Below are 19,316 nucleotides of genomic sequence, written 5' to 3'. Positions count from 1 at the left end.
AGTTATGAAAAACGGAGTTTACAGCCTATTAAAAGCTAGATTTCTTATAGATGATGATGCTGTTAAAAACTGGCGATTCATTGTTTTTGTAATTATTTTGGCGATTGTTATGATTGCTAATACACAACGATTTGAGCAAAAAGTATTTATGATTGCCGATTTGACAAATCAGGTTAAAGAATTACGTTCGGAATTTGTGGACAGGCGTTCGGAATTGATGAAATTGAAAATGGAATCGACTGTTTCTGAAAAAATGGTGGAAAAACAAATTTTTCCGTCAACAGTTCCCCCAGTTAAAATCAAAGTTAAAAAAGAAGAAGAAAAAAGCTTTTTCAAAAAAATATGGCAGTAGAAGATAAATACATATCGTACCGAATTTATCTGGTTGCATTCGCTATCTTTTTGATGGCCATTGCGATTGCTGTAAAATTGACAAATATTCAATGGGTCGAGGGTGATTATTATAGAAAATTAGCCAAAGAAAGAACCGTTAGAAATTTTGTGATTCCTGCTAATAAAGGTAATATTTATTCTGCGGATGGGAGTCTTTTAGCTACTTCTATTCCTAATTATGAAATTAGATTTGATGCTGTTGCTCCAAAAGCAGAAGCATTTGAAAAAAATGTTAAGTCATTGTCAGATTCACTGGCATTAGTTTTAGGCAAACCATCAAATTTTTTCCAAAACGAATTAAGAAAAGCTAGAGCAAACAAGAATAGATATTATTTGATTGCCCGTAATTTGAGTTATACACAATATTTTAAAATTAAAGGTTTTCCATTATTTAAATTAGGAGCTTATAAAGGTGGAATTATAATCGAGCAAGAAACCGTAAGAGAACATCCAATAGGAAAAATTGCAGAACGAACTGTTGGTTACGAAAGAACTTCTCACGGTGCATCACTCGATGGAAAGGGAATAGAATGGGCTTTTAGAAAATATCTGAACGGTAAAGACGGGAAAATTTTAAAGCAAAAAATCGCAAAAGGACAATGGAAACCGATACGCGATATCAATGAAGTTGATCCGCAGGATGGTTATGATGTGATATCTACAATTGATGTTTATATTCAGGATATTGCGCATCATGCTTTGCTAAAACAGTTGGAATTGTATCAGGCAGACCATGGTTGTGTTGTGGTTATGGAAACAAGTACAGGTCATGTAAAAGCAATTTCGAATTTAGGAAGAGCTACCGACGGAACGTATTTTGAAACAACTAATTATGCGGTAGCGGAATCTCATGAGCCAGGTTCTACCTATAAATTAGCCGATTTAATGGCGCTTCTTGAAGACAAAAAAGTAGATACCAGTGCCGTTTATGACAGTAACGGAGGTGTTGTTGTTTACTCAGGAAGAAAAGTTCGGGATTCACACGAAGGCGGTTATGGAAAAATTTCTTTAGCAAGAGGTTTTGAAGTTTCGTCGAATACTGTCATGGTTCAAGCCGTTTATAATAGTTATAAAAATGAGCCTTCTAAATTTGTAAATCACCTTAATGATTTTGGACTAAACAGACCTTTGGGGCTTTCGATTAAAGGGGAAGGCCGTCCTTATGTTCCACAACCAAGTGATAAACACTGGTCAAATATTTCGCTTCCTTGGATGGCTTTTGGATATGGAGTTTCTATTACGCCAATGCAAACATTAGCTTTTTATAATGCTGTTGCCAATAATGGAGAAATGGTTAAGCCTCAGTTTGTTTCTGAAATTAAAGAATGGAATAAAACGATTAAAAAATACGATAAAGAAGTTTTGAATCCTAAAATATGTTCCCAAGAAACTATTTTGAAATTGAAAGCAATCTTATTGAATGTTGTTAAAAAGGGAACAGGTTCTAAGCTTTATTCTAAAGATTTTTCAATGGCCGGAAAAACAGGAACGGCACAGGTAAATTACGCGAAAGATGGCGGTTCCGGTAAATATTATGCCTCCTCATTTGTTGGTTATTTTCCTGCAGATCATCCCAAATATTCCTGTATAGTTGTGGTGCATAAACCAAGTACAGCATTAAATAATTATTACGGTGCGGATGTGGCAGGTCCAGTTTTCAAACGTATTGCGCAAAAGATTTTTACCGATGCGCCTTCAACTAATGAAATTAAAAATTTAGATAGAAAAATACAAAAGCAAGAGCGTAATTACGATTCGTATTTTGTTAAGTCACAAAAGAAAGGGCAGTTAATTCCTAACGTAAAAGGAATGTCAGGAATGGATGCTGTAGCCTTATTAGAAAATTTAGGCATAAAAGTAAAAGCTATTGGAGTTGGAAAAGTTAAAAAACAATCACTTCAGGCCGGACAAAACATAGTTAGAAACACAACAATTTTATTAGAATTATCGTGAAAATCTTAAAAGACATATTGTATAGAGTAGCTATCGAAGCGGTAAAAGGTCCGACGGATATTGCTATAAACAAAATGGATTTCGATTCTAGAAAAATCGAGGTCAATGATGTTTTTATTGCTATTCGTGGTTCTATTTCTGATGGTCATGATTTTATAGAAAAAGCAATTCAGCAAGGAGCTGTAGCTGTTATATGCGATACATTTCCGGAGAATATTGTAATAGGAATTACCTATGTACAGGTAAAAAACACCAATTCAGCCTTAGCATTTATGGCTGCAAATTATTTTGGAGACCCTTCTCAAAACTTGAAGTTAGTTGGAATCACAGGAACAAACGGAAAAACAACGATTGCTTCTTTGTTATACCAGTTATTTAAAAAAGCAGGTTTTAAAGTTGGATTACTTTCTACAGTAAAAATTTTAGTTGACGATGTTGAATATAAAGCGACTCACACCACTCCGGATTCAATTACAATAAACCACTATCTAAAAGAAATGGTGAAGAACGGTGTTGAATATTGTTTTATGGAAGTGAGTTCTCACGGAATTCATCAAAAACGAACAGAAGCATTGCATTTTGTTGGCGGTATTTTTACAAATTTGTCTCACGACCATTTGGATTACCATCCCACATTTGCAGAATATAGAGATGTGAAAAAATATTTTTTCGATAATTTACCGAAAACGGCATTTGCATTGTCCAATATTGATGATAAAAATGGGCAAGTCATGTTGCAGAATACTGCAGCTAAAAAATTGACTTATGCTTTAAAAACCTATGCTGATTATAAAGCACAAATTCTGGAAAATCAATTGTCAGGTTTGTTGTTGAAAATAAATGGAGATGAAGTTTGGGTAAAACTAATTGGGACATTTAATGCTTATAATTTATTGGCTATTTATGGAACTGCGGTTGAATTAGGGATGGAAAGTTTGGAAGTACTTCGATTATTATCTGATTTAGAAAGTGTTTCGGGACGTTTTCAATTTATTGTTTCGGCTTCAAATATTACAGCGATTGTGGATTATGCGCATACGCCAGATGCATTAGAAAATGTGCTAAAAACAATCAATGACATTCGTACTAAAAACGAGCAATTGATAACTGTTGTAGGTTGTGGTGGCAATAGAGATAAAGCCAAGCGCCCAATTATGGCTGGAATTGCATCTGAGTTGAGTGACAAAGCAATTTTTACTTCGGATAATCCAAGAAATGAAGAACCGGAAGTTATTATTACTGAAATGGAGCAAGGAGTTGCACCTCAAAATTATAAAAAAACATTGACTATAACAGATAGAAAGCAGGCTATAAAAACTGCTTGCCAATTGGCTCAGCCAAATGATATTATTTTAATTGCCGGAAAAGGGCATGAGACGTATCAGGAAATAAATGGCGTTCGCCATGATTTTGACGACATGAAAATAGTTAAAGAAATATTAGATCAACTTCATAAATAGAAAAATATGCTGTATTACTTATTTGAATATTTAGACAAAACATTAGACGTTCCTGGTACAGGCGTTTTTCAGTACATTACTTTTAGATCTGCATTGGCATTGATGCTTTCTTTATTGTTATCTACAATTTATGGAAAAAGAATAATCCGTTTCCTGCAAAGACAACAAGTAGGAGAAACGGTTCGTGAGCTTGGTTTGGCAGGTCAAAATGAAAAAGCTGGGACGCCAACAATGGGAGGTTTAATCATCATATTTGCCACTTTGGTTCCAGTTATACTTTTTGCAAAACTGCATAATATTTACATCGTTTTATTGATTGTGACCACACTTTGGATGGGAATAATTGGTTTTATAGATGATTATATTAAAATTTTCAAAAAAGATAAAGAAGGACTAAAAGGAATTTTTAAAGTCGTAGGACAAGTAGGTTTAGGTTTAATAGTAGGTACTGTTCTTTATTTTAGTCCGGCAGTTACGGTTCGTACGGATACAGCAAAATCGGATATTTTTAAAGTGCAAACAGAAACGGTTATTACGCCTGCTCCAGTTGAAGAAAAATCTACAGCTACGACAATTCCTTTCTTTAAAAATAATGAATTTGATTATGCTGAATTATTAGCATGGACTGGTGAAGGATATGAAAAATGGGCTTGGTTAATTTTTATTCCGGTTGTTATTTTCATTATAACGGCAGTTTCTAACGGTGCTAATTTAACAGATGGTATTGATGGACTTGCCGCAGGGACTTCTGCTGTTTCAGTTCTTGCATTAGGAATATTTACGTTCGTTTCGGGAAATATTATTTTCTCCAATTACTTGAATATAATGTACATCCCTAGTTCAGGGGAAATGACGGTTTTTATAGCTGCTTTTGTGGGATCATTGATTGGATTTCTTTGGTATAACTCCTATCCGGCATCTGTTTTTATGGGAGATACAGGAAGTTTGACTATCGGCGGAATTATTGCAGTTCTGGCAATTGCTGTTCGAAAAGAAATGTTGATTCCATTGTTATGCGGAATTTTTCTTGTCGAAAATCTATCCGTTGTTTTACAGGTAAGTTATTTTAAATATACCAAAAAACGCTTTGGCGAAGGCCGAAGAATATTCCTGATGTCGCCTTTGCATCATCATTATCAGAAGAAAGGCTATCATGAAAGTAAGATTGTAACCCGTTTTTGGATTGTTGCTATAATGCTGGCCATATTATCAATTGTCACTTTAAAATTAAGATAGTATGAGGCTAGTAATTTTAGGTGGAGGAGAAAGCGGAGTAGGAACTGCTATTCTGGGTAAGAAAAAAGGATACGATGTTTTTGTGTCTGATTTTGGAAAGATAAAAGGAAATTACAAAGAGGTTCTTATCATTAATGAAATTGCTTGGGAAGAAGATAAGCACACGGAAGATTTGATTTTGAATGCTGATGTGGTGATGAAAAGCCCTGGAATTCCGGATAAATCTCCAATAGTAAAAAAGCTTTTGGCAAAAGAAATTCCGGTATTGTCGGAAATTGAGTTTGCGGCTCCTTTTACAGATGCAACTATTATAGGAATCACCGGAAGTAATGGAAAGACTACCACCACGATGTTGACCCATCATTTGCTGAAATCAGCAGGGTTGAATGTAGGATTAGGGGGGAATATTGGAAAGAGTTTCGCTTGGCAGGTGGCAGATAATAAATTCGATTCGTATGTGCTTGAATTGAGTAGTTTTCAATTGGATGGAATTATAAATTTTAAACCACATATTGCGATTATTACTAATATAAGTCCTGATCATTTAGATCGATACGATTACAAATATGAAAATTACATTGATTCAAAGTTTAGAATTACAATGAATCAAACCGAGGATGATTACCTCATTTATGATGCAGATGATGAAGCTATTACAGAATGGTTTAAAACACACACAACCAAAGCCAAATTAATTCCTTTTTCATTGACAAAAACTTTCAGCGAAGGAGCTTATATAAAAAACAACAAAATGGAAATTTCAATCAATCAAGAAGAGTTTACAATGGACACAGCGCATATTGCCTTGGAAGGAAAACATAACATGAAAAACGCAATGGCAGCAACCTCTGTGGCAAAATTAATGCAAATTAGAAAAGCTACCATACGTGAAAGTTTATCTAATTTTCAAGGAGTGGAACATCGTCTTGAAAAAGTATTGAAAATCCAAAATGTACAATACATCAATGATTCAAAAGCAACCAATGTAAATGCCACTTTTTTTGCATTAGACAGCATGAGTACGCCTACGGTTTGGATTGTGGGTGGAGTAGACAAAGGAAATGATTATAATGAATTGATGTCATTAGTCCGTGAAAAAGTGAAAGCTATTATTTGCCTTGGTGTGGACAACAAGAAAATAATTGATGTTTTTGGAAATGTGGTTGATATGATGATTGAAGTTTCTAATATGAATGATGCTGTGAGAATGGCGCAACGATTATCAGAAAAGGGAGATACAGTATTACTGTCGCCAGCTTGTGCTAGTTTTGATTTATTCGAAAACTATGAAGACAGAGGAAATCAATTCAAGCAAGCAGTTAAGAATCTATAAACAAAATAAAACTTTAAACAAAAATCAAAAATGAAACAACTAGTTAACAGTTTAAAAGGAGATAAAGGTATTTGGTCATTTGTGGCCTTATTAGCCTTGTTTTCGTTTATGCCTGTTTTTAGTGCGAGTAGTAATTTGGCTTATATTGGCCAAGGGAACGGAAATACATTGGGTTATCTGGTAAAACATTTGGCACATATTTGTATTGGTTTCGCCATTATTTATTGGATTCATAAAGTACCATATCATTATTTTCGGGCTATTTCTAAAATAGGATTGCCTGTTGTTTGGATATTATTGGCTTATACATTAATAAAAGGAACTGTTATCGCTGGTGCAAATGCGAGTCGATGGATTCAAGTTCCATTCATTGGAATAACTTTCCAAACATCAACATTGGCATCCATAGTGTTGTTTATATACGTAGCGCGCTATTTGTCAAAAACTAGAGAGGAACCAATTGAATTTAAAGCTTCTTTATGGGAGCTTTGGTTACCGGTGTTTTTTACATTAATACTAATCTTGCCGGCTAATTTCTCCACAACTGCCTTGATTTTCTGTATGATATTGATGCTGACTTTTATTGGTAAATATCCCTTAAAATATATTGGAATCATTATTGGTTCTGGAATTTTATTTCTCGCTTTTTTTGTTCTTCTTTCAAAAGCTTTTCCAGATTCCAGATTTTTTAACAGAGTACATACTTGGGAAAGTAGAATCGAAAATTTCAGCACGGATAAACCGGATGAAGATGATTATCAGATAGAGAAAGCTAAAATTGCTATTGCATCTGGTAAAATTTACGGATTGGGTCCGGGTAAAAGTGTTCAGAAGAATTTTTTGCCACAATCTTCATCTGATTTTATTTATGCCATTATTGTAGAAGAATATGGACTTTTAGGAGGTTTGGGAGTTCTTGCGTTATATTTATTATTGTTATTTCGATTTGTCATTGCTTCACATAAAGCCAATACTTTGTTTGGGAAATTAGTGGTTATAGGATTAGGTTTTCCCATGATATTTCAGGCAATGATTAATATGGCGGTTGCAGTAGAGTTATTACCAGTTACAGGACAAACATTGCCATTAATAAGTAGTGGAGGAAGTTCTATCTGGATGACCTGTTTCGCACTTGGAATTATCATTAGTGTAACTAAAAAAGAGGAAGAAATCGCCCAAGAATTAAAGGATGCTGCCAAAAGAGAAGAAGCACTGCAGAAATTAATCGATAGAGAACTAGGAGAGGAAGATCTAATAGAAGAAAATTATTCTATTGAAGATAAAGCTACGAATCCAATGCATGCAGTTTTAAATAAGTAATTCGATTTTCAGAGAAAAAGTAAATTATAAAAACTTAGGAACTCAGTAACTTTCATAAAAATGAAACAGTATAAATTCATATTAAGCGGTGGCGGAACAGGCGGACATATCTATCCGGCAATTGCAATTGCCAATGAATTAAAATCTCGTTTTCCTGATGCCGAAATTCTTTTTGTAGGTGCCAATAATAAAATGGAAATGCAAAAAGTACCTCAGGCAGGTTACAAAATCAAAGGACTTTGGATTGCAGGATTACAGCGAAGACTGACATTTGATAATGTACTTTTCCCAATTAAATTGCTTTCAAGTTTATTAAAATCCAGAACAATAATAAAGGATTTTAGACCAGATGTAGTTATTGGAACTGGAGGTTTTGCAAGTGGTCCGTTGTTGCAGATAGCTGGGATTGCAGGTATTCCAACAGTAATTCAAGAACAAAATTCCTATCCTGGGATTACCAATAAATTATTGAGTAAAAAAGCAAGCAAAATTTGTGTTGCTTACGAAAATCTGGAACGATTTTTTCCAAAAGGAAAAATGATTTTGACCGGAAATCCAGTGCGTCAGGATTTAATAGATATCGAAAGTAAAAGGGCTGAAGCAATTCAATATTTTAATTTAGACTCTAAAAAGAAAACATTATTAGTTCTTGGAGGAAGTCTTGGAGCGAGAAGAGTAAACCAATTAATCGAAAAAGAATTGGAAAATATTATTTCTCAAAATGTTCAGGTGATTTGGCAATGCGGAAAATTATATTTAGAAGATTATAAAAAATATAACAAAGGAAATGTTCAGGTAGTCGCTTTTATCGAAAGAATGGATTTAGTTTATGCTGCTGCAGATGTTATTATTTCCCGAGCAGGAGCGTCATCAGTTTCGGAGTTGTGTATTGTTGGGAAACCAGTAATTTTTATTCCCTCACCTAATGTAGCTGAAGATCACCAAACTAAAAACGCACAAGCGATTGTAGATAAAAAAGGAGCGTTAATGCTCAAAGAATCGGAGCTTGATTGGCAATTTGGTCTTGTTTTTGAAGCCTTGTTGAAAGATCATGGAAAACAAAAACAACTGAGCGAAAATATAAAACAATTGGCTATGCCAGAGGCAACAAAACAAATTGTTGACGAAATTGTGAAGTTGATTAAATAGAAAGAAAAAAGATAATAGAGCAAAGACTTAAAATAATATGAACTTACATCAAATACATAACGTCTATTTTATAGGAATTGGAGGCATCGGGATGAGTAATCTGGCTCGTTATTTCAAGAATTTGGGAAAACAAGTTTCAGGTTATGATAAAACGCCTTCAGCTCTTACCAATGAATTAATAGAAAGCGGAATTTCAATCCATTTTGAAGACAGTATCGATTTAATCCCTACAGATTTTTACGTAGAAAATACTTTGGTGATAATTACGCCAGCAGTTCCGAAGGCACATTCGGAGTGGAATTATTTCTTGGAAAGAGATTTTCAGGTTAAAAAAAGAGCCGAAGTTTTAGGGATAATCACAAAAGATACTTTTTGTTTTGCAGTTGCCGGAACGCATGGAAAAACGACCACTTCAGGTATTTTAGGTCATATTTTGTATGAAAGTGGTGCTGATGTTACTGCTTTTATTGGTGGAATTGTAGAAAATTACAATTCGAATTTAATAGGAAGCGGGAAAACCGTAACTGTTGTTGAAGCCGATGAATTTGATCGTTCATTCCTGCATTTACATCCAAATATTGCTTGCATAACTTCTATGGATGCAGACCATTTGGATATTTATGGAACCAGTGAAGCGATAGAAGAATCTTTTGTTGAATTTGCTTCTAAAGTAGAAGACAAGAGTAGGCTTTTTATAACGAAAGAATTACCATTAGAGGGTATTACATGTGCAGTAAATGAAGACGCTGTTTTCAAGGCTTTTAATGTTAGAGTAGGAAATGGCAGTTATGTTTTTGACGTACAAACGCCTACTGAGATAATCAAAGATTTATATTTTGGATTACCTGGAAAACACAATTTGATGAATGCATTAATGGCTATTGCAATGGCAAATATATTCGGCACCCCAACCGATGCCATTGCAAAAGCCATTGCATCATTCAAAGGAATAAAAAGAAGATTTTCGTACCAAATTAAAACGGATGAGTTAGTTTATATTGATGATTATGCACATCATCCAACGGAGATAAATGCAGTACATCAGGCGGTTAGGGAATTGTATCCAAGCCAAAAAGTATTGGCAATTTTTCAACCGCATTTATTCAGCAGAACGAGAGATTTTGCTGATGATTTTGCCAAAAGCTTATCTGCTTTTGATGATGTTGTTTTATTAGATATCTATCCAGCCCGTGAATTGCCAATGGAAGGTATAAATTCACAATGGTTGATGGATAAAATGACTAATAATCATAAAAAAATAGTCTCTAAAAGCGATTTAATTTCAACAATTTTAGCTAGCGATGCTACCGTTATTGTAACAATTGGAGCAGGAGATATTGGAGAATTAGTGCCATCCATTAAAAAAGCGATAAATGAAACTCTTTAATTGGACCAATATTCGGTTAATGCTAATGTTTATAGTAGTAATTTTTCTGTTTTCGTTTACCTCAAATCGAAATAAAAACAGAAAATTGACTAAATCTGTAGTAGTTTTTGTTGGAGATAATGCACCTTTTGTTAAACAGGAAACGGTTAATAAATTGTTAATAGAAAATAAAAGAGATGCATCAAGCATTCAAAAAGTTAAATTAGATTTGAATAAACTGGAAAGAACTCTAGATGCGCAGGAAATGATTGAAAAATCAGATGTATTTGTGAGTATTGATGGTGTATTGAAAGCAGTAGTAAAACAAAAAACTCCTATAGCTAGGATTTTTGACGGAGGTGGTTCTTTTTATATTGATTACGAAGGGAATAGGATGCCATTGTCAACTAATTTTACAGCGAGAGTTCCACTTGTATCCGGGGGGATAAATAAAAAAAATAACGAATATTTAGCCGACTTATTTCGGGCAATCTATGACGATGCGTTTTTGAAAAAAAACATCATTGGAATTGAAATTATGCCGAATGGTAGCTTAAAAATGCTCAATAGAAATTTTGATTATCAAATTGATTTCGGTAGAATGATTAATGTGGAGCGAAAATTTAAGAATTACAAAGCTTTTTTTCAAAAGGCGGTTTTAGATAGTTCGTTGTATAAATATAAAAAGATTGATCTCCGATTTACGGAACAAGTAGTTTGCACTAAATAATAGATAATGGAAAAAGAGAATATTGCAGTAGGTCTAGATATTGGGACAACTAAAATAGTTGCCATGATAGGCAAGAAGAATGAATATGGGAAACTAGAAATTTTAGGTGTAGGAAAATCTAAAAGTTTAGGTGTGGCTAGAGGCGTTGTAAATAACATCACTCAAACCATACAATCGATACAACAAGCGATACAAGAGGCCGAAAATAATTCAGGCTATAAAATAAAAGATGTAGTAGTGGGAATTGCGGGTCAACACATCCGTAGTATTCAACATACGGATTACATAAGCAGAAACAATCCCGAAGAAGTAATTGGAGGATATGATATTCAGCTTTTGATTGACCAAGTAAATAAATTGGCAATGTTACCTGGCGAAGAAATAATTCATGTTTTGCCACAAGAATTTAAAATTGACGGACAATCTGAAATTAAAGAGCCTATAGGAATGTACGGTGGAAGATTAGAGTCTAGTTTTCATGTTGTAGTAGGACAAGCCTCGTCAATTCGTAATGTAGGCAGATGCATTCAAAGTTCAGGAATTGAATTGTCAGGTTTAACCTTGGAACCCTTAGCTTCGGCAGATGCGGTTTTGAGTCAGGAGGAAAAAGAAGCAGGAGTTGCACTTATCGATATAGGTGGTGGAACAACTGATTTAGCCATTTTCAAAGATGGTATTATTCGCCATACGGCGGTAATTCCTTTTGGAGGAAATGTAATCACAGATGATATAAAAGAAGGATGTTCTATAATTGAGAAGCAAGCTGAATTATTGAAAGTTAAATTTGGATCTGCTTGGCCAGGGGAAAATAAAGACAATGAAATTGTTTCTATTCCAGGATTAAGAGGCAGAGAACCAAAAGAAATTTCATTAAAGAATCTTTCTAAAATTATTCATGCTCGTGTTGTTGAAATTATTGATCAAGTTTTTACGGAAGTGAAAGCATACGGACACGAAGATCCTCGTAAAAAACTAATCGCAGGAATAGTGCTTACTGGTGGTGGTGCTCAATTGAAACACATCAAACAATTAGTAGAGTATATTACAGGAATGGATACGAGAATAGGATATCCAAACGAGCATTTAGCTGGAAATTCAGACGAGGAGATTTCAAGTCCTTTATATGCTACTGCAGTTGGATTGGTGATGAACAGCATCGAAAACAAAACGCAAAGTGCGGTTAGAATGGATGCTATCGAACAACCAAAAGCACCAGTGTACAGACAACCAGTTGTTCAAGCGCCAGTGATTGAGGTTTCTGAAGAGGAAGTTGAGGAAGAGGCACGAAACACTAATGAAAAACAGAATTCAACAGTGAACAGAATTCAGAGAAATTTCTTCGACCGTTATGTGGATAAGATTAAGGATTTCTTAGATAATGCAGAATAAGGGCAGTGCCCAAAAAACACAATAAATAATAAATATCAAAAACCAAATAAAATGATGAGCAACTCAGAATTTGGAAGTATTTCATTTGATTTACCTAAGAACCAATCAAATGTAATAAAAGTTATTGGTGTAGGTGGAGGCGGTAGTAACGCCATAAATCACATGTTTAAACAAGGGATCAAAGGCGTAGATTTTATCGTATGTAATACGGATTCTCAAGCCTTACAGAGCAGTTCTGTGCCTAACAAAATACAGTTAGGAGTACATTTAACCGAAGGACTTGGCGCTGGAGCAAACCCAGATGTGGGTCAGCAATCTGCTATTGAAAGTATTTCCGAGATTGAAAAAATGTTGGATCGCAATACTAAAATGGTGTTCATCACTGCCGGAATGGGTGGTGGAACTGGAACGGGAGCTGCACCAGTAATTGCACAATTGGCTAAAGAAAGAGATATTCTTACTGTAGGGATTGTGACATTACCTTTCTTATTTGAAGGGAAAGTGCGTCAGGAACAAGCGTTAATTGGTATAGAAAAATTACGTAAACAAGTCGACTCTTTAATTGTTATCAATAACAATAAATTAAGAGAAGTATATGGAAATCTTGGTTTCAAAGCTGGGTTTTCAAAAGCAGACGAAGTTTTGGCGACAGCCTCAAGAGGAATTGCTGAAGTAATCACGCATCACTATACTCAAAATATCGATTTAAGAGATGCCAAAACAGTATTGTTTAATAGCGGAACGGCTATTATGGGATCTTCTGTTTCTTCAGGTGAGAATAGAGCTAAGGAAGCCATTATTGCTGCTTTAGATTCTCCTTTGTTAAATGATAATAAAATTACTGGTGCCAAAAACGTATTGTTGCTTATCGTTTCTGGAACTAATGAAATTACAATTGACGAAATTGGAGAAATCAATGATCATATTCAAGTTGAGGCAGGTCATAATGCTAATATTATCATGGGGGTTGGTGAAGACGAATCGCTTGGAGATGCTATTGCAGTGACTATAATCGCTACAGGTTTTGATATTGAACAACAAAATGAAATCGTAAATACAGAGCCAAAAAAAATAATTCACACATTAGAAGATGAGCAGAGAAGTGTTCATAATCTAAGTAATAAAACGGTTACTGCATTTGATTTGAATACAGAATCTCCAGTTTCTAATTCAAACGAAAGAATTGTTTTCGATTTGTTAGAAGATACTGTAGTTGCGCCTGAACCAGCGGTAACAATACCAACACCAGCACCAACAATCAATAAAGAAGAGTTGATGGTTATGTCTGAATTTATTAAAAATTTAGATGTTACTTTCGAAATTGTTTCGCCTATCACTGATATTGATTTCACAATCACATCTCCAGTAGCCGAAGTGAAAGCTGTACAGCCAAAAGTTATTGAAAGACAAGAACAAACTACTTTCTCTTTTGATTTGCCACTTTTCAAAACAGAACCGGTAGCACAAGTGGAAGAAAACAAAGTTTTGTTTGAACTAACGAATGAAACTCGTGATATTAAGGTAAATGAAGCAGTTCAATTTGTTCCAGTAACGGAATTGACTGATAACGGAATTATCAAATATTCTCTTGAAGAATATATGGAACCTGAGAATGATTTCATGGCTAAGCCAGTTGCTAAGACTCCAGAAGTTGTTATTCCGGCTGAGTTGAACATTACCATGAAACAAGTGAATACACCAGTAAATACGCCTGTTGACTTTGATGCCATTTCTCCTATGGAAATGACCATTGAAGAATCATTGCGAATGAGAGCTGATGAAAGAAGAAAAAAATTAAAAGAATTCAATTATAAGTTTCATAACAATGTTTCTAAAATTGATGAGTATGAAAAAGAGCCAGCTTACAAAAGATTAGGAATAGACATTTCAAACAATCAAACTAATAATACAAATTCGAGAATTTCAGTTGGAACAGACAGCAACAACGATCTACAGTTGCGTTCTAACAATTCGTATTTGCATGACAATGTAGATTAACTAACTCAAACCAAAATGAAACAGCCCGAAAATTCAATTTAATTTTCGGGTTATTTTTTTGTGTAGCGAGAAGAAAGCAATCTATTGTTAATTCCAGTAAATTTCTTTAAATTTGTCGGGCCTTAATCCAGCTGTCGTTTCAAGCTTTTTCTCGAAAATGCTTTTTTCTAAGTCCTTAAAAGAGCTTCTAAAGTCGCTTTTTAAGTATAAGAAAAAATACATTTTCTCTTAAAAAGGCTTTTCACTACCATCTGGGGCATTTAAAGAGCAGTCGTTTTCATAATTAGCATTTCAACAATCGATTAAACAAATAATCGATTAACCAAATTAACAATAAAGAATATGAGTTTATCAGTACAAATCATGGACGAAATGAAAACTGCCATGAGAGCCAAAGATACCGTTGCATTAGAAGCTTTAAGAGCTATAAAATCTGAAATCCTATTAGCTCAAACAGCATCAGGATCAAAAGAAGAAATAACGGAAGACGACGAGGTTAAATTGCTTCAAAGATTAGTGAAAACCCGTAAGGAAAGTGCTAGAATTTTTACAGAACAAAACCGTTTGGATTTGGCTGAACCAGAATTGGCTCAAATTGCAGTAATCGAAAAATTCTTGCCAGCGCAATTAAGCGAAGCAGAAGTGGAAGCAGTGATTGCAAAAATCATCTCCGAAACTGGAGCTGCAGGTATTGCTTCAATGGGAAAAGTGATGGGATTAGCTGCTGCGCAATTAGGCGGAACTGCAGAAGGAAAAACCATTTCTACAATAGTTAAAAAATTATTGACATAAAATATTTATAATTTTAGATTTAGGAATTGGGATTTCAAATAGCCTAAATCTAAAATTAAATGACTGCGTAGTTCAACTGGATAGAATATCAGATTTCGACTCTGAGGGTTGCAGGTTCGAACCCTGCCGTGGTCACAAGAAAATTAAAAAGCCTGCAAAATATTAATTTTGCAGGCTTTTTTTGGTTCTACAAAATTATCGATAGATCTAGTTGATTAATGATCCCTTATATTTTTTGAGTTTACCAGTTCGAATCCTTTAAAGTTATTTTGAGATTTTAGATTACTAGCTACTTAACTAATTTTAATTACAATTTTCCCAAATGCTCCTTTGGCTAAATGGCGATAGGCTTCAATTGCGTCTTCAAATTGGTATACTTTTTCGATAACTGGTTTAATATTATACTGGTCAAAAGCTTTATTCATTTCTTCAAACGCAGAACGATTCCCAACCGCGATACCTTGAATTTTAGTCTGTCTAAAAATTACCTGCATCAAATTGAGATCAGTGGTTTGCCCAGCCAAGAATCCTATGACTGATATTTGTCCGGTAACTTTCGTTGCTTTAACTGAATCGTTTAATCCATCTCCGCCAACTACTTCTAATAGTTGATCTACTCCTTTTCCATTCGTTAATCTAACTACTTCAGCAGCCCATTCCGGTGTTTCCACGTAATTGATTACTTCCTGAGCACCTAATCTGCGAGCCCTTTCTCCTTTTTCGTTACTGCTTGTAGTAACAATAACTCTTGCGCCCAAAGCAGTCGCAAGTTGGATACCAAAGATTGAAACACCGCCCGTTCCTTGTATCAAAACCGAATCCCCTTTTTGTAAATTACCATATGTAATTAGAGAATACCAAGCTGTAAGTGCAGCGATTGGTAAAGTAGAAGCTTCTTCATCAGTCAATGTTGATGGTGCCAAAACTGCAGATTCTTCATGAATAATCATATACTCTGCAAGACCACCAGGCAGCGGAGAACCAAAACAGAAATCAGGTTCATTATGGGCGGGTGCACCTTCTATCCATTTAGAATATAAATGAGAAGTTACCCTGTCCCCTAATTTGAATCTGGTTACATTTGCACCAATCTGTACAATTGTTCCGGAAGCATCAGATATAGGAGTTAATGGATTCGGAACCATTTCTGGTTCATAGATTCCGTCTACAATAGCCTTGTCTCTAAAATTTAATGATACAGCTCCAACTTTGATTAAAACTTCATTCGCTCCTGGAGTCGGTATAGCAATATCTTCTAATTTCAAATTATCTAAACCAAAGCCTTTTAATTGCCAAGCTTTCATAGTATTTTTTTCTAGTATCATATCTTAATTATTTTATGGTACAAATATCAAACTAATACAAATACAAGAACAGATTCAGATCTTATAAAAAAAATGAGATCAGATTGCATATCTTTGCCTTTATCAATATTTAATTAAGTAGATATGATGACAGGTAAAAGTTTTCGATATGAACAGGTTGCAGAAAAAGTAGAAGAGAATATAAATATTTTGCAGCTTAAGCCAGGTGACAAAGTTCCATCAGTACGTCAGGTAGGAAGAGATTTGAAAGTAAGTTTAAATACAGTATTTCAGGCTTATTCTTTGCTTGAAGCAAAAGGTTTAATCATCTCTCGTCCTCGTTCAGGATATATCCTAAATTCCTTCGGTTCTTCTTTAAAAGTACCTGAAACTAAATCACGACCAATGTTGCCAGCAAACGTTGAGATTACTGCGATGGCGGCTGCGATGATGAAAAACGCTAAGGAAAACGGCATTATCAATTTTTCGATCCTTGCACCTGTAAATGAATTTATTCCAATAACAAGTCTTAACAAAGCGGTCAAGGCATCGCTTAGTGAAGCGGGTAATGACAACTTCCAGTATCCGCTGGTAGATGGCCATCCGAACCTGCTCAAACAGATATCGAGGCTTTCCCTTGAATGGAAAAAGCCACTAAATCCCAAAAATATATTAGTTACCAATGGTGGTATGGAAGCTATCAATCTTTGTCTCGATTGCATTACTAACAAGGGCGATATTATAGCAGTTGAATCGCCAACCTACCACGGAATTTTGCAAAGTTTGGAACGCCGTGGGTTAAAAGCCCTTGAAATTAAAGTAGACCCCGAAACTGGTTTATGTATCGATGATCTTGAACTGGCTTTAGCAAATAATAAAGTAGCCGCCTGTATTTTTATGCCTCGCTGCCATAACCCTACCGGAAGTTCCATGTCTGAAGAAAATAAAATAAGGCTGGTTGAATTATTAGGCAAGCTAAATATTCCGATGATAGAAGACGATTGTCTTGGAGAATTGTCCTTTGGCGCTGCTAATGGTTATCCTGCAAAAGCCTACGACAATTATGATAATGTCCTTTATTGCAGCTCTTTCTCAAAAACACTCGCACCGGGCTTCAGAATAGGCTGGGTATCCGCAGGCAGGCATCATCTAAACATTGAGAAATTAAAATTTGGTTCTAATATATCTACCAATGGGATTTTGCAGGACGCTATCGGTAAGTATTTAGAAAGTGGTCTGTACAGCAAACATATTAGAAAAATGCGTAATGATCTTCAGGGACAGATGATCAAATATATCGGTGCGATTAATCAGTATTTCCCCGAAGGGACTAAACTTGCAGTACCGAAAGGAGGGCTAAGTATTTGGATTGAACTCCCTGCTGGTATTGATGCATTTAACTTTCAGAAAAAGGCACTTAGTCAGGGAATAGGTATCTGTCCCGGCCATATCTTTTCTTCATTAGAATACTATCAAAACTATATTCGATTAAACTATTGTCCTTTATGGACCAATAAAATTGAAAATGCCATTAGAAATCTGGCGCATATAATTATGTCATATTGAGCATCTGTAGTACTGTGTATTAATGATAAGTTATTAATAAAGCAAAACCTTTTAAAATACTTTTCTTTTCAAACCTCTGTTAGCTCGCTTAAAATCTGTAAATATTCTAATAAAAGGTTCGAATTTTGTACCAAGAAGTTCACAAACTCGAATAGAAATACTCCAAAATAATTTCAAGTAAACTTGATTATTTTGGAGTATTTTTGTTTTTAAAAGAAGGCAAAAATATGACAGAGCAGCTTTTTATTTCTATACTTTTTGGGACATTATTCCTTTTAATAATTATTTTTAGAGTTCTGGAACCTGCTTATCTCTTACTATTCAATAAACCACTTTATATTCATTGGTATCCTTTCTCCAAGAAATTAAAATTAAACCAAAGACAAGTTTTAGTAAATGGATTTCCATTTTATAATAGGCTTTCCCCTAAAAGGAAAATGTATTTTGAACATTGGGTGAATAAGTTTATTGGAAATTATCAGTTTATAGGTAAAGAGATTGCTATTACGGAACACATGCAAATGCTGATTGCAGGAACTTATATAATGTTAACTTTTGGAATGAGAAATTATCTTGTCAGTTTATTTGATAAAATAATTATTTATCCTTCCAGTTATTATTCTACCGTAAATCAAGAATATCATAAAGGAGAATTTAATCCTAGAATGAAAGCGATAGTTTTTTCATGGGATGATTTTTTATTGGGGCATTCAAAATCAAATGACAATATTAATCTTGGTCTACATGAGTTTTCACATGTACTGCATTTTCATTGTTTGAAAAGTAATGATCCAAGTGCAATTGTCTTTTTTGATGAATTCAATGAAGTCATAAAATATTACACGGATCAAAATTTAAATAATGAACTACAACAAAAAGGCTATTTTAGATTGTATGCCTATGAAAATCAATTTGAATTTTTATCGGTAATCTTAGAGCACTTTTTTGAAACACCTCCTGTTTTTAAAACAACCCATCCTCAATTATATGCTCATGTTGCTAAGATGATCAATTTTAAAGAAGAATATTTAAATTAAAAGGAATGATTCAAATCAGCTTAATTCGGTTTTGTATTTTATAATAATTTCTTTTTGATAAAAATTATCAGTAAGTTCCTAAAAAGAAAATCGTTATCTAAAATGAAATAGTAATGCCATATTTTTATATATTTGTCCATAATTGTAAAAATCATTTTATACTCAAAAGGAAATGATATTAGTTCTAAAAAGAAGAACAATTACTACACTATTTGAAATTATCATAATCAGGAATCATTTTTGTAAGGTTAAGAGCGTCTATAGTCAGTGATATTATTATTGACATGATT

Annotated in this window: 15 protein-coding genes and 1 tRNA gene; 15 read left to right on the top strand and 1 reads right to left on the bottom strand. The window is 34.3% G+C overall.

What is annotated here, in order from left to right; genetic code table 11:
- The first annotated feature begins 4 nt into the window (after positions 1 to 4).
- The 13 genes from ACM55K_RS05590 to ACM55K_RS05530 all read left to right on the top strand — a co-directional run bounded on the left by ACM55K_RS05590 (position 5) and on the right by ACM55K_RS05530 (position 15,254).
- Complete coding sequence (locus ACM55K_RS05590) at positions 5 to 352, top strand: FtsL-like putative cell division protein (protein WP_416844727.1); 348 nt, start codon at positions 5 to 7, stop codon at positions 350 to 352.
- Positions 343 to 2,346: a penicillin-binding protein gene (locus ACM55K_RS05585; RefSeq protein ID WP_416849257.1), complete on the top strand. Its 2,004-nt coding sequence runs from the start codon at positions 343 to 345 to the stop codon at positions 2,344 to 2,346. Before ACM55K_RS05590 ends, ACM55K_RS05585 begins: the two co-directional genes overlap by 10 nt.
- Positions 2,343 to 3,806, top strand: a complete 1,464-nt coding sequence (locus tag ACM55K_RS05580) for a UDP-N-acetylmuramoyl-L-alanyl-D-glutamate--2,6-diaminopimelate ligase (protein ID WP_416849256.1) — start codon at positions 2,343 to 2,345, stop codon at positions 3,804 to 3,806. The genes ACM55K_RS05585 and ACM55K_RS05580 overlap by 4 nt, the downstream gene beginning before the upstream one ends.
- 6 nt (positions 3,807 to 3,812) lie before the next feature.
- Entirely contained in the window at positions 3,813 to 5,042 is a 1,230-nt protein-coding gene (gene mraY, locus ACM55K_RS05575; protein ID WP_416849255.1) for a phospho-N-acetylmuramoyl-pentapeptide-transferase, read from the top strand.
- Position 5,043: 1 nt separating this feature from the next.
- Entirely contained in the window at positions 5,044 to 6,375 is a 1,332-nt protein-coding gene (gene murD / locus ACM55K_RS05570) for a UDP-N-acetylmuramoyl-L-alanine--D-glutamate ligase (protein ID WP_416849254.1), read from the top strand.
- A gap of 30 nt (positions 6,376 to 6,405) precedes the next feature.
- Positions 6,406 to 7,695: an FtsW/RodA/SpoVE family cell cycle protein gene (locus ACM55K_RS05565; protein WP_416849253.1), complete on the top strand. Its 1,290-nt coding sequence runs from the start codon at positions 6,406 to 6,408 to the stop codon at positions 7,693 to 7,695.
- 60 nt (positions 7,696 to 7,755) lie between these two features.
- On the top strand, positions 7,756 to 8,844 hold the full coding sequence (gene murG / locus ACM55K_RS05560; protein ID WP_416849252.1) for an undecaprenyldiphospho-muramoylpentapeptide beta-N-acetylglucosaminyltransferase: 1,089 nt from the start codon (positions 7,756 to 7,758) through the stop codon (positions 8,842 to 8,844).
- 37 nt (positions 8,845 to 8,881) lie between these two features.
- Complete coding sequence (gene murC, locus ACM55K_RS05555; protein ID WP_416849251.1) at positions 8,882 to 10,231, top strand: UDP-N-acetylmuramate--L-alanine ligase; 1,350 nt, start codon at positions 8,882 to 8,884, stop codon at positions 10,229 to 10,231.
- Positions 10,218 to 10,940, top strand: a complete 723-nt coding sequence (locus ACM55K_RS05550) for a cell division protein FtsQ/DivIB (protein WP_416849250.1) — start codon at positions 10,218 to 10,220, stop codon at positions 10,938 to 10,940. Before murC ends, ACM55K_RS05550 begins: the two co-directional genes overlap by 14 nt.
- Positions 10,941 to 10,946: 6 nt before the next feature.
- Positions 10,947 to 12,329, top strand: coding sequence for a cell division protein FtsA (gene ftsA / locus ACM55K_RS05545; protein ID WP_416849249.1), 1,383 nt, complete (start codon positions 10,947 to 10,949; stop codon positions 12,327 to 12,329).
- Between the two features lie 51 nt (positions 12,330 to 12,380).
- A complete protein-coding gene (gene ftsZ, locus ACM55K_RS05540; RefSeq protein ID WP_416849248.1) occupies positions 12,381 to 14,327 on the top strand; it encodes a cell division protein FtsZ in 1,947 nt (648 codons plus the stop codon).
- A 342-nt stretch (positions 14,328 to 14,669) separates the two neighbouring features.
- A complete protein-coding gene (locus ACM55K_RS05535; protein ID WP_416849247.1) occupies positions 14,670 to 15,119 on the top strand; it encodes a GatB/YqeY domain-containing protein in 450 nt (149 codons plus the stop codon).
- A gap of 61 nt (positions 15,120 to 15,180) precedes the next feature.
- Positions 15,181 to 15,254: transfer RNA gene (locus ACM55K_RS05530), tRNA-Arg, on the top strand.
- 158 nt (positions 15,255 to 15,412) lie between these two features.
- Here the strand turns inward: ACM55K_RS05530 and ACM55K_RS05525 are convergent.
- Positions 15,413 to 16,444: a zinc-dependent alcohol dehydrogenase family protein gene (locus ACM55K_RS05525; protein ID WP_416849246.1), complete on the bottom strand. Its 1,032-nt coding sequence runs from the start codon at positions 16,442 to 16,444 to the stop codon at positions 15,413 to 15,415.
- A 123-nt stretch (positions 16,445 to 16,567) separates the two neighbouring features.
- Between ACM55K_RS05525 and ACM55K_RS05520 the strand changes: the two genes are divergently transcribed.
- On the top strand, positions 16,568 to 17,989 hold the full coding sequence (locus ACM55K_RS05520; protein ID WP_416849245.1) for an aminotransferase-like domain-containing protein: 1,422 nt from the start codon (positions 16,568 to 16,570) through the stop codon (positions 17,987 to 17,989).
- Between the two features lie 227 nt (positions 17,990 to 18,216).
- Positions 18,217 to 19,026 (top strand): zinc-dependent peptidase, encoded by an 810-nt coding sequence (locus tag ACM55K_RS05515; RefSeq protein WP_416849244.1) that lies wholly within the window; start codon positions 18,217 to 18,219, stop codon positions 19,024 to 19,026.
- Positions 19,027 to 19,316 lie beyond the last annotated feature (290 nt).

Source organism: Flavobacterium arabinosi (assembly GCF_048158725.1).
Classification (GTDB): Bacteria; Bacteroidota; Bacteroidia; order Flavobacteriales; family Flavobacteriaceae; genus Flavobacterium; species Flavobacterium arabinosi.
This window is presented reverse-complemented; position numbering and strand designations above follow the sequence as displayed.